The sequence below is a fragment of the Rhizobium sp. Leaf262 genome (genome assembly GCF_001422245.1).
Lineage (GTDB): Bacteria > Pseudomonadota > Alphaproteobacteria > Rhizobiales > Rhizobiaceae > Agrobacterium.
Map to the genome: position 1 here is coordinate 37325 of NZ_LMMM01000020.1, position 12188 is coordinate 49512.

The window sequence follows — 12188 nt, forward strand, 5'->3', positions numbered from 1 at the left end:
ACGGTCCCTTGCAACCGAACGCAGTGACACCGGTGGGGTTCCATGGTCTCTGCCACAAACCGATCACAGATCGGCGCACCGGAATGACGTTTTCGTCATAGCCGTCGGAGACAGGATGCGAGCGTTCACAACAACTTGCGCCATGGAACCAATGATCAGGCGGGCGGTTCCATTGTGTGACAGAGCAAGGTGAAAAGCGCGTGGAAAACAAAGTTCGATACAAGCACTACACGATGCCGACAGGTGGTTGGGGTTCCCTGAAATCCGTCGCGATGGATATCATCCAGCAGCGTGCCCTTAAAACAGCACCGGGCCTTTTGAAAGATCACAACAAGGTCGGTGGTTACATGTGCACGAGCTGCGCATGGGCAAAGCCGGGCAAGCCGCATCTGGGCGAATTCTGTGAGAACGGTGCCAAAGCGACGTTCTGGGACATCACGTCGAAACGGACAACGCCTGATTTTTTCTCCCGCCATACGGTGAGAGAACTTTTGGAGTGGCCGGACTATGACCTCGAAAATCAGGGCCGGTTGACGCATCCCATGCGCTACGATGCCGCGAGCGACAAATACGTAGCAACGACCTGGGAACAGGCATTTGCCGACATAGGCCAGCACCTCAAGTCCTACGATCCAGCCTCGGTCGTTTTCTATGCCTCCGGTAGAGCGTCGCTGGAGACGTCCTACATGTACCAGCTGCTGGCTCGGCTCTATGGTAACAACAACCTGCCCGACAGTTCCAACATGTGCCACGAAACGACGTCCGTCGCCCTGCCTGAAAGCATCGGCACGCCCGTTGGCACCGTGCTTCTGGAAGATTACGACCACACCGACTGCATCTTGTCTTTCGGTCAGAACGTGGGGACCAATGCCCCGCGACTGCTGCACAGCCTTCAGGAGGTGAGACAGCGGGACGTGCCTGTCGTCGTCTTCAATCCGCTGAAGGAACGGGGGTGGCAGGAATTCGTCAATCCTCAAAGCCCGGGCCAGATGTTGACCAACAAGGCGACGCAGATCGCCACTCAATATCATCAGGTCAGTGCGGGCGGCGATATCGCGGTCATGATGGGAATGGCAAAGCTTCTGCTGACCTGGGATGACGAGGCGAAGACTGCCGGAGCCAAAAGAGTTTTGGACGTCGACTTCATCGCGCAACATACCCATGGCTTCGATATATTCGAAGCTGCCGTGCGGGCTGCAGACTGGGCGGAAATCCTTGAAATCTCCGGTCTGTCCTATGCAGCCATCGAAGCCGCCGCAAAAACCTATGCCAAGGCAAACGCAGTTATCGCAATTTACGGCATGGGTCTCACACAACACCGCTATGGCGTGAGCAATGTGCAGATGCTGATCAACCTGCTGTTGATGCGCGGGAATATCGGCAAGCCGGGAGCCGGTATCTGTCCCGTGCGCGGGCATTCGAATGTGCAGGGTCAACGAACGGTCGGCATTTCCGAGAAAACGAAGCTCGTGCCACTGGATAAACTTGCCGAGCTGTACGGTTTCGAACCGCCACGGGAAGATGGATTGAACACCGTCGAAGCCTGTGAAGGAATTGTGAACGGAACGGTCAAGGCTTTCATCAGCCTTGGCGGAAATTTCGTGCGCGCCATCCCTGAACGGGATCTCATGGAACTGAAGTGGCGTGACCTGGACCTTTCGGTTCAAATCGCCACCAAATTGAATCGCAGCCATCTCATCACGGCCAGAACGACCTATATTCTCCCAACGCTGGTACGGTCCGAAATCGACCAGCAACTCTCCGGCCCGCAAATCGTGACGATGGAGGATTCAACCACTTGCATCCATGCATCGCGCGGGAAATATCGCCCGGCACACGACATGCTGCTTTCAGAACCGAAGATCGTCGCGGAAATCGCCAAGCACGCTCTTGCGCCGAACCCCAAGGTGCCATGGGATGACTGGGTGGGCGATTACGCGCTGGTCAGAGATGCCATTGCGGCGACCTATCCCGAGCCGTTCCATGACTTCAATGGCCGGTTGGACATTCCCGGCGGCTTTCCTCGGCCGGTCGCTGCACGTCACAGACAATGGGAAACGGAGATGCAAAAAGCGAATTTCAAGCTGCCCAAGTCCCTCTGTTCCAGCTTTGCCGCGAGTGAAGACAGAGCTATTCTGCGTCTGATCACGTTGCGGTCGAACGACCAGTTCAACACGACAGTCTATGGCTATGATGACCGCCTGCGCGGGATCCACAAATCGCGAATGGTGCTCATGATGAACGCTGACGACCGTATCCGCTTCGGCATAAATAAAAACGGCCTTGCACGGATCACGACAGCGGTTGATGACGGCGTCGTTCGCACCATGACAAACTTTGAAGTCATCGACTACGACATACCGTCCGGAAGTTGCGCCGCCTATTATCCTGAATGCAACGCATTGATCCCGCTCTGGCAATATGCCGAGGAGAGCAAGACGCCAGCTGCAAAATCAGTGCCAGTGCGCATAGAACCAGCGTAAGATCGGCGTGTCATCGGCTGTTAACGGAGGGGCATCCTGAAGGTAAAGGATGTCTCGCCGTTCTCCGAATGGACGTCGATGCGTCCTCCATGGGCCTGGGCGATTTCGGACGAAATATAAAGGCCGAGACCAAGACCTTGACGACCTGCCCTGCCATCGCCGCGCCGGAACGGTAGGAACAGTTTATCGAACTGCTCTGACCCGATGGATGGGCCACCATTGATGACGCATATCGTCAGGTCATCCCCGCCCACGAACCCGGAAATTTTTATGGGTAGGTAAGCGTCGCCATGCGTAATCGCGTTGGCAAGAAGGTTGGAGGTCATCTGTGCGATACGCAGATGGTCCACAGTCAGCGGTAACGGAAAATCCAACTCGACAGATATTTGTCGCTCGGGGTGAGTGACCCTCAACTCGTCCACGACATGCAAGATGGTCTGGGACAAATCGCCCTCGTTCAAGGCCAGACCTATGCCGCCACCCAATCTTGCCCGTGCCATGTCCATGATGTTTTCCACCAGACCGGACATTCGTGTGACGCTGGACTTCATCAAGGTCAGAACGAGTGGACTTCTATCCGTCCAGCCTTCTTTCAACAGGCGGTTGACGCCTGCATCTATTGCCGCGATGGGATTGCGCAGGTCGTGACCCAGAACTGCGATGAATTGCTCGCGAAGTTCTGAAAGCTCCTTTTCACGCTCCAGCGTCTCCTGCGTGGTCTTGAGCTTCAGATCGGCGTCCAGATGATGAGCGATAAGCTCCGCAAATAGCTTGAAGGCCCCTAGCACCTGCGGATTTTTGATCTTGGCTGGGTTGGGATCAATCGCGCACAGCGTACCCCAGAACGAGCCGTTCGCCAGAATGATCGGCTCGGAAATGTAGCTCTTCAAGCCGTAAATACGGGGCGTGTGATGGTCACGATATTGCGGGTCCTGCCCGGCATCGTCAAAGACGATCGTCTGGCGATGTCCCCGGATTTCGTTGCACAACGTGCTGTCCAACGGCAGTTCGTCGCCCGGCTTGAGACCGAAGCGAACAGGATCGAGAACCTGGCAAGCAACCCATCTCGTATCGGTCACGCGTGCGACCGCCGCAAAGCCCATGCCGGTCATGCGCAGGACGACGTCGAGTATCGTCGGTACGGCCGATATACCGCCAACGCGAGCGATGTCAGCCGCAAAATCGGATTGTTCCGGCACCGTCGCCAGTGTCGCTATCGCCACGACGGGATTGGACAGAGACGCGATCACCTCGGCATTCTCGAAGGCAGTTGCGGCAGCGTCCGCCAAAGCCTCCAGCGTTTCCACTTCCCAACCGGCAGGCGTATAGGGCTGCGACCAATAGGCTCCGATCGCCGCGAAGGGTTCCTCGACACGAACGGGCACCATCGCCATCGCGCGGACGAATGTTCCGGCATAGAATTCCTGCGGAACACGCTCGTCTTTGGTGACATCGGGGACAACGACTGTCTCTCTGGTCATCATCGCCAGACCACTTATGCACAGGGAGGCCGGAAAGCGCTGCCCCTTCCAGAGCGGACCGATGGCGTCTTCCTCGACATAGTGGCAGAGATCGCCGTCTTTAAGGATGATTGCGATGCCTTCGCATCCGACCAAGGAACGAGCCGTCGTACGGATCGTCGCTACGACTTCATCACGGGTTCGCGCCCTTGCGACCTTGCCAAGAGCCTTGGTCAATATGGCTAGGGGAGTGGATGGTCTGGCATGCTGATCCATCGATCATCATCCTCTCCGGCAAAGGCCGTTTCAGCAAGGTGACAATCTCGCATATTTCCTCAAGCTTTTAAAGCCGTTACCGAAAACTGATCTCGAGAAGATCAAAGGCGTTCAAGCACATGAACACTCGAGCCTTCCAAGGAACTTTGAGCACGTCAGATGGTTGTGGTTCTACATTCGCTTCAGGAGAGACACCATGGCCATGACGATAAAAGACCTTTCAGAAAAGCTTGCCAAAATCGACTTCTGCATGCTGACGACAAACCCCGCGGCGGGAGTGCTGAACAGCCGGCCCATGAGCAATAACGGAGACGTCGAGTACGACGGAGACTCCTGGTTCTTCTCCTATGAAGAAACAAAGAAAGTCTCTGAAATCAGAGACAATAATGTCGTTTCCCTGACCTTCACCGCACCGCCAAGCCTGTTGGGAAAGCCGGGTATTTTCATCGCAGTCGACGGCGAGGCGAGCCTCGTTCAGGACAAGGCCCTATTCGAGAAGCATTGGGTGAAAGACCTCGACCGATGGTTTCCAGACGGCATTGAAACACCCGGCATCGTTCTCATCAAGGCCTCTGCACGTTCCATTGAATATTGGGACGGAGAGGACAACGGACGACTAAATCTGGCTGGCACCAGCGCCGCCGAAGCTGGAGTGGTGTGAGCTCACGAACCTCACTGATCGCCCTTACCGACTAAATCCCGCACTGTTCAAGGAGCGCAAAATGAACATTGCCCCACCAATCCGCTATGCCCCCGACCTGGAAGAGATCGCACCCGACGAAGGTGAGACCGTTAAGGGACTGGTCGAACAGTTTGATATCATTCTGGAAAAAACATCGCAGGACTATGGGCACGCCGTGCGCTCCGTTCATGCAAAGGCCCATGGCATCATCAAGGGAAAGATGACGGTTCTGGAAAATTTGCCGGAAGAACTGGCACAGGGCCTCTTTTCCAAAGGTGGAGAATATCCGGTTTACATGCGCCTTTCCACAAATGCAGGCGACATTCTCCCCGATGCCGTTTCTCTTCCCAGAGGCCTCGCATTGAAGGTCGTGGGTGTGCAGGGCGACAGACTTTCAGGAGCCGACGGTGATACGCAGGATTTCGTGATGGTGAACGGTCCGGTGTTCCAGGCACCGAACCCGAAGAAATTTCTTTCCAGCCTCAAGCTGCTCGCCAAAACCACCGACAGGATGGAAGGGACGAAAACGGTCCTGTCCAGCGTCCTTCAAACGGTCAACAAAGGCCTGGAGGCCGTAGGCGTCTCCAGTACCACTGTCCAGGCTCTAGGTGGCGCACCGAACCTTGATCCGCTAGGCGAGACCTATTTTTCCGTCACCCCGTTCCGCTATGGCTGCTACATCGCAAAGTTCAGACTGGTCCCGACATCACCCGATCTCACCAGCCTCACAGGCAAAGAGATTGACGTCAGCGTCCGCGAAGATGCGATCCGCGAAACTGTCCAATCGGAAATGCAGACGGCTCGCGGGGAATGGGATTTTCAGGTTCAGCTCTGTCGCGATCTGGACAGACAGCCAGTCGAGGACCCGACGGTCGAATGGAAAGAGGACGACTCCCCGTTCGTGACCGTCGCCACGGTCGTTGCACAGCCGCAGGATAGCTGGAGCGACGACACGGTGCAGCAGGTGAACGAGGAGATGCGTTTCAGCGTGTGGACGGGCCTTTCAGATCACCAGCCGTTGGGCAGCATCAACAGGGTACGGAAAGAGACATACCGTCACTCTGCCGAATATCGGGCGACGTTCAACCGCTGCCCATTTCACGAACCAACGTCTTAATAAATGTCGGTAAGTACCAGAACCAAATAAACAAAAATAAACTCTTCAAGTGATTTCTGCGAGCCTGTATCCAACACCTGTCTCGGTCAGGATGTACCGGGGCTGGTCCGGGCTTTCTTCGATCTTCTGGCGGAGCTGCCGCACGTAAACCCTCAGATACTGGACATCGGCAATCCCTTCCCAGACATGTTCCAATAGAAAGCGGTGCGTCAGCACCCTTCCCGAATACTGAACGAGAAGGCGCAGAATATCGTATTCCTTAGGCGTCAGCTTCACCTCTTGCTCCGCCACCTTGACGGTGCGCGTCACCAGATTGACCGAGAGTGCGCCGCTGTGAAAAATCGGACGCTCACCCTGTGCCTGAAGTCGATGGCGAAGGGCGACGCGCAGGCGCGCCACGAGTTCATTCATGCCGAAAGGCTTGGTGACGTAATCGTCAGCGCCGAGTTCCAGCGCCTGAACGATACCGGTTTCATCGGTCCGGCTCGAAAGAATGACGATCGGCAGGTCTATTCCCATTTCCCGCCACTTGGCGAGAAGCTCGTGCCCAGACATGTCCGGCAACCCCAGATCCAGAATGATGAGATCAGGCTTTTCGTTTGCAACCATCTGCATCGCGACACGTGCATTCATCGCTTCGCTCACGACATAGCCCTGGCTGGACAGCCCGACATTGAGAAGTTTCCTGATCGGTGGCTCATCATCGACAACAAGGACCCTGACGTCGGTGGTGCTCATTCTTTTTCTCTCGGCAAATGTGGCGCAGACGATGCGGGCATGCGGATGGTGAAAATGGCTCCGCTATCATCCTTGCGATTTCTTGCGCTTATCGTTCCGCCCATTGCCTCGACGAAACCGCGGCAGATAGCAAGCCCCAGACCCGTCCCGGCTCTAACGTAATCCGTTTTCCTGGCTCTGTAAAAGCTGTCGAATATTCGAACGAGGTCCTCAGGCGGCACGCCAGGGCCTTCGTCGGAGACCGATACGAAAATCCAGCCATCATCATGCCAACTGCGAATGCCGATCACCGATTTCGGCGGACCATATTTGGCAGCATTGTCCAGAAGATTGAAAAGAACCTGTTCAAACAGAACGGGGTCAACCTTCAACATCGGAAGATCGTCGGGAATATCGACTGTCAGGCGGTGCTCCGCCATGATCTTTGCCGCACGGGCCAGCGCCGTACCGACGATATCGCCGACGAAATGCAGGGCGTAGTTCGGCTCCATCGTGCCAGAGCCGATGCGGGTCATGTCGAGGAGATTGGCAATGAAGCGGTTCAGCCTCTCGGACTCGTCGATGATCGTGCCAAGCAGTTCAGATTTGGCCTCTTGTGAAATTTCCGCATCGAAATCCTGCAGGGTTCCAGCCGATCCCATGATCGCGGCAAGCGGCGTTTTCAGGTCGTGGGAGATCGACGTCAGCAGCGCGGTACGTAATTTATCCGTCTCCGCCGCCAGTTTGGCCTTGTCGACATCCGAAACGAGCCTGACACGCTCGATCGCGAGTGCTGCCTGATCCGCCAATGCATCAAACAGCCGCTGCTGTTGCGGGGTCAGCAGCGGACCCTGTTTATCGTTGTCGAGACCAATGACGCCGACCGCTTCACGACCCGTCCGCAAAGGCAAATAGAGCCTCTTCGCGCCTGGCAGGGTTTCTGCGGCGCGACCGGCCGGACGATCATGCTCCCATGCCCATTTGGCCGCGACGATGTCGGCGTCGACAAGTGTATCGTCAGGAGGATACCCAGCCTTAACCGTGATGTTTCCATTTTCCGGCAAGAGAATGACGACACGCACGCCGAGCATGGACGCCATTTGAAATGCGGTGACCCACAAAACATCATCCAGCGTGCCGGTTCCCGCAAGCTTCTTGGAAAACAGATAGAGGTCTTCGGTGGTGCGAGCCCTCTGCCGCGCCGCAGTAGCCTGACGCTGAACGGCGGCTGTGAGGTTCGATGCAACGATGGCGATGCCAAGATAAAAAAACAGTGCGACCACACTTTCGGGATCGCGGACAGTCAGCGTGTAGCGAGGCTCCAGAAAAAAGAAATTGAAAGATACCGCCCCCAGGAAAGAGGCAAAGAGGCCTGGCCCAAGCCCGCCTCGAACCGCAGATGCCATGACGGACATCAGGAACACCAGCGCCAGATTGCGCACGTCGAGCGTCTGATCGAGCGCAATACCGGCGCAGACCGCCAGGCCTACGAAGATCGCGCTTTGAATGTAGTGCTTGAGTTTAAGCGGAGTCGGCGGCGCTGCGGTCTTGACCGCCCACTGCGGCTCGTCCTTTCGGTCTTCGCCGGAGATGACGTGAACGCTGATATTGCCTGCGTGATTGATCAGATCATGGGTGACCGATCCCTGCCACCATTGTCGCCAGCGCGGTTTTTCCGGGCGACCGACAACCAGATGCGTGAAGTTCTTGGAATTGGCGTAGGCGATGATTTCCTTGGATGGGTGAAGCGCAGGCAAGGTCACGGTTTCGGCGCCAAGCTGCTGGGCAAGCCGCATATTGGCTGCAAGCCGATCCTTCTCCTGATCGGACAGGAACGCGGTTCTCGGCATTTCCAGATGCAGAACCGCCCAGGGAGACTTCATGCGGTCAGCTTGGCGCCGGGCGTAGCGGACGAGACTTGCACCGTTGCGCCCATGATCGAGGCAGACAAGAACACGATCGCCAGCCGCCCAGGGACCGGAAATGGCATTGGCCTGCATGTGGCTGAGCAACTGCTCGTCCACCCGCTGGGCGGTGCGGCGCAGGGCCAGCTCCCGCAGCGCTGTCAGATTACCGGGAGAGAAATAGTTCTCAAGCGCGCTTTTGGCCGTGGTCGGCACATAGATTTTGCCATCCGCGAGACGCTTGATCAGATCGTCCGGTGTGATGTCGATGATCTCGACATCATCCGCCTTGTCGATGATCGTATCGGGAACAGTCTCGCGAACCCTGATCTTGGTGATCTGCGCCACGACGTCGTTCAGACTTTCGATGTGCTGGATGTTGAGGGTCGAATAGACATCGATACCTTTGGACAGGATTTCCTGCACGTCCATGTAACGCTTGGGATGGCGGCTGCCGATGGCATTCGTATGGGCGAGCTCGTCGACAAGGACCAATGCAGGCCGGCGAGCGATAATCCCGTCTAGATCCATCTCGTCCAGCAGATGCCCGTGATAGTCCGTCTTGCAACGCGGGACGATTTCCAGCCCTTCGACCAGCGCCTGCGTTTCCTTGCGCCCATGGGTTTCGACCACGCCGATGACGACATCCAGCCCGTCCGCTTTTTGAGCGTGACCGGACAGCAGCATTTCATACGTCTTGCCGACACCGGGTGCCGCTCCAAGGAAAATCTTCAGCCGTCCGCGCGTCTCGCGCTCTGCATGCTCCAGAAGCGCGTCCGGTGAAGGCCTGGTTTCCTTATCGCGAGTCTCGTCCGGCATAGGTGACCTCTTCATGGAACGACTGGACTCGTTGGCGAGCCCAGTCATCGCCCTCATGGATGCGCGGCGTCAAGCGCAATATTCAGCAAAAGCACATTCACGACGGGCTCACCCAGAAAGCCCAGATGGCGTCCTTCGACATGGTCTTCCACCAGAGCGCGCAGCACGGTTTCATCCATGTTTCGGGCACGTGCGATACGCGGCACCTGAAACAGCGCGGCCTCTGGAGAAAGATGTGGATCAAGGCCGCTGCCGGAAGCCGTCACGAGTTCTATCGGCACCGGGACATTCGGATTCGACGCCTTTTCCACCTCAAAATCGGTCTTTACGCGATCAATGAGCTTTGCGCTGGTGGGCCCAAGGTTGGAACCGGAAGACGCAGCCGCGTCATAGCCAGTCCCTGCCGCCGAAGGTCGACCGTGGAAATGACCCTCGTCCGTAAAAGTTTGGCCGATCAAGCTGGAGCCGATGACTTTGCCGTTGGCCTCAATCAGGCTGCCATTGGCCTGCGATGGGAAAACGAATTGAGCAAAGCCCGTCATGGCGAGAGGATAGATCAGGCCGGTTATGACGGTGGTCGCGATGATCATGACCAGAGCGGGGCGGATGATTTTGAACATGTTCGAACTCCTTAAGCGAGACCGAGAGCGGTGATCGCCATGTCGATGGCCTTGATCCCGATGAACGGAACGATGATGCCACCCAGACCGTAGATGAGCAGGTTGCGAGACAGCAGCGACCCCGCACCCACGGCGCGGTATTTCACGCCCCGCAAGGACAGCGGGATGAGTGCGATGATGATGAGCGCATTGAAGATGATCGCGGACAGAATGGCGCTTTGCGGCGTGGCAAGCCCCATGATGTTCAATGCATTGAGCTGCGGATAGAACGCCAGAAACATCGCCGGAATGATTGCGAAATATTTGGCGATATCGTTTGCGATCGAAAACGTCGTCAGCGCGCCACGGGTCATCAGCAACTGCTTGCCGATTTCAACGATTTCGATGAGCTTGGTGGGATCGGAATCCAGATCCACCATATTCCCGGCTTCTCTGGCGGCCACGGTGCCGGTGTTCATGGCAACGCCGACGTCCGACTGGGCCAGAGCGGGCGCGTCATTGGTTCCGTCTCCGCACATGGCCACCAGCTTGCCCTTGGCTTGCTCCTCACGGATCAGGGCGAGCTTCATCTCCGGCGTGGCCTGAGCGAGAAAATCGTCCACACCCGCCTCTGCGGCGATTGCGGCGGCGGTCATCGGGTTGTCGCCCGTGATCATCACGGTACGAATACCCATCTTGCGCAATTCCGCGAAACGCTCAAAAATTCCGCCTTTCACGATATCCTTCAGATAGATAACACCGAGAAGCTTGCCGTCTCGCGCCACGGCAAGCGGGGTGCCGCCGAGCTTGGAGATTTCCTGCGAGATGTTTTGTATTTCCTCGACGGACCGGGCACTGACACCGCCGTCCTGTGCGAAACGCACATCGTTGAGAATAGCCTCCACCGCGCCTTTGCGGATCGACGATCCGTCGAGGTCGACCCCACTCATTCGGCTCTGTGCCGTAAAGGGAACGAACGTCGCATGCAGATTTTGCATGTCGCGGGCGCGGATCCCGTATTTTTCCTTAGCAAGGATGACGATCGAGCGGCCTTCAGGCGTCTCATCCGCAAGCGAGGCCAATTGTGCGGCATCGGCAAGCTGTTCTGCGGTAAAGCCACCAACGGGACGGAATTCCGTAGCCTGACGGTTACCGAGCGTGATTGTGCCGGTCTTATCGAGAAGCAAGGTGTCGATATCGCCCGCTGCTTCCACCGCACGACCCGATGTCGCCAGCACGTTGAAACGGACCAGACGGTCCATGCCGGCAATGCCGATTGCGGACAGGAGGGCACCAATGGTCGTTGGAATGAGTGTTACGAACAACGCGACAAGCACGATGATCGGGATAGAGCCCCCTGCATAAGACGCGAAACTCGGTATGGTCGCAACAGCCAGAACGAAGATCAGCGTCATGCCCGCAAGCAGTATGTTGAGAGCGATTTCGTTGGGGGTCTTCTGGCGTTCGGCTCCTTCGACCAGCGCGATCATGCGATCGATGAAGGTGGAGCCTGCAACAGCGGTGATGCGTACACAAATCCAGTCCGACAAGACCTGCGTGCCACCCGTTACGGCAGACCGGTCGCCACCGGATTCCCGGATCACAGGCGCGGACTCCCCCGTGATGGCAGCCTCATTGACGGAGGCTACGCCTTCTATCACCTCTCCGTCCGAAGGAATGATGTCACCAGCTTCCACAACGACGATGTCGTTGACCTTGAGGCTGGTTCCCGGGACGGTCGTAAACTGGCTACGGTCCTGGCCTGAAAGGAGTTTTGCCTGTGTCTCCGTTCGTGTTTTTCGTAGGGAGTTTGCCTGCGCCTTGCCACGACCCTCGGCCACCGCTTCGGCAAAGTTCGCAAAAAGAACCGTGAACCAGAGCCAGATGTTGATCTGAAAGGAAAAGCCGAGACTATCGCTTCCTTTCACCAGATCGCGCAGGAAGAGGATGGTCGTGAGCACCGACACGGTGGCGACCACGAACATGACGGGGTTCTTGACCAGCTTCCTCGGATCGAGCTTTGTAAAAGCACCACCCAATGCCGGAAGAAGGATGCTGCTATCCAAGATCGGAACGGACTTGACGCCGACGGACTTGGGAGCAGAGATTATTCTAGACTGGCTCATCATTG

Annotated in this window: 8 protein-coding genes; 3 read left to right on the plus strand and 5 right to left on the minus strand. The window is 56.8% G+C overall.

Annotated elements, in window-relative coordinates; all coding sequences use genetic code 11:
- Nucleotides 1-200: 200 nt before the first annotated feature.
- Nucleotides 201-2483, plus strand: coding sequence for an FdhF/YdeP family oxidoreductase (locus ASF29_RS21290; protein WP_156462782.1), 2283 nt, complete (start codon nucleotides 201-203; stop codon nucleotides 2481-2483).
- 20 nt (nucleotides 2484-2503) lie between these two features.
- Here ASF29_RS21290 and ASF29_RS25125 read toward each other — a convergent pair whose 3' ends face one another.
- Nucleotides 2504-4219 carry a GAF domain-containing protein gene (locus ASF29_RS25125; RefSeq protein ID WP_062452682.1) on the minus strand — a complete coding sequence of 572 codons (1716 nt, stop codon included), beginning with the start codon at nucleotides 4217-4219 and terminating at the stop codon, nucleotides 2504-2506.
- A gap of 196 nt (nucleotides 4220-4415) precedes the next feature.
- On the opposite strand from ASF29_RS25125, the gene ASF29_RS21300 reads away from it, so the two are divergent.
- Nucleotides 4416-4880 carry a pyridoxamine 5'-phosphate oxidase family protein gene (locus ASF29_RS21300; protein ID WP_062452683.1) on the plus strand — a complete coding sequence of 155 codons (465 nt, stop codon included), beginning with the start codon at nucleotides 4416-4418 and terminating at the stop codon, nucleotides 4878-4880.
- A gap of 61 nt (nucleotides 4881-4941) precedes the next feature.
- On the plus strand, nucleotides 4942-6018 hold the full coding sequence (locus ASF29_RS21305) for a catalase family protein (RefSeq protein WP_062452684.1): 1077 nt from the start codon (nucleotides 4942-4944) through the stop codon (nucleotides 6016-6018).
- A gap of 45 nt (nucleotides 6019-6063) precedes the next feature.
- On the opposite strand, the gene ASF29_RS21310 is transcribed toward ASF29_RS21305, so the two are convergent.
- From ASF29_RS21310 to kdpB, 4 genes are read right to left on the minus strand one after another with little or no spacing between them, the layout of a single operon-like run.
- On the minus strand, nucleotides 6064-6756 hold the full coding sequence (locus ASF29_RS21310; RefSeq protein ID WP_062452685.1) for a response regulator transcription factor: 693 nt from the start codon (nucleotides 6754-6756) through the stop codon (nucleotides 6064-6066).
- On the minus strand, nucleotides 6753-9458 hold the full coding sequence (locus ASF29_RS21315) for a sensor histidine kinase KdpD (protein WP_062452686.1): 2706 nt from the start codon (nucleotides 9456-9458) through the stop codon (nucleotides 6753-6755). The genes ASF29_RS21310 and ASF29_RS21315 overlap by 4 nt, the downstream gene beginning before the upstream one ends.
- A 53-nt stretch (nucleotides 9459-9511) precedes the next feature.
- Complete coding sequence (kdpC, locus tag ASF29_RS21320) at nucleotides 9512-10078, minus strand: potassium-transporting ATPase subunit KdpC (RefSeq protein WP_062452687.1); 567 nt, start codon at nucleotides 10076-10078, stop codon at nucleotides 9512-9514.
- 11 nt (nucleotides 10079-10089) lie between these two features.
- Nucleotides 10090-12183, minus strand: a complete 2094-nt coding sequence (kdpB, locus tag ASF29_RS21325; RefSeq protein ID WP_062452688.1) for a potassium-transporting ATPase subunit KdpB — start codon at nucleotides 12181-12183, stop codon at nucleotides 10090-10092.
- Nucleotides 12184-12188: the final 5 nt, after the last annotated feature.

What these genes read in the sequence shown, in the direction of transcription:
- ASF29_RS25125 (WP_062452682.1), bottom strand. Translation starts at nt 4,219, where the DNA reads ATGGATCAGCATGCCAGACCATCCACTCCCCTAGCCATATTGACCAAG.
- kdpC (WP_062452687.1), bottom strand. Translation starts at nt 10,078, where the DNA reads ATGTTCAAAATCATCCGCCCCGCTCTGGTCATGATCATCGCGACCACC.
- ASF29_RS21300 (WP_062452683.1), top strand. Translation starts at nt 4,416, where the DNA reads ATGGCCATGACGATAAAAGACCTTTCAGAAAAGCTTGCCAAAATCGAC.
- ASF29_RS21305 (WP_062452684.1), top strand. Translation starts at nt 4,942, where the DNA reads ATGAACATTGCCCCACCAATCCGCTATGCCCCCGACCTGGAAGAGATC.
- kdpB (WP_062452688.1), bottom strand. Translation starts at nt 12,183, where the DNA reads ATGAGCCAGTCTAGAATAATCTCTGCTCCCAAGTCCGTCGGCGTCAAG.
- ASF29_RS21315 (WP_062452686.1), bottom strand. Translation starts at nt 9,458, where the DNA reads ATGCCGGACGAGACTCGCGATAAGGAAACCAGGCCTTCACCGGACGCG.
- ASF29_RS21310 (WP_062452685.1), bottom strand. Translation starts at nt 6,756, where the DNA reads ATGAGCACCACCGACGTCAGGGTCCTTGTTGTCGATGATGAGCCACCG.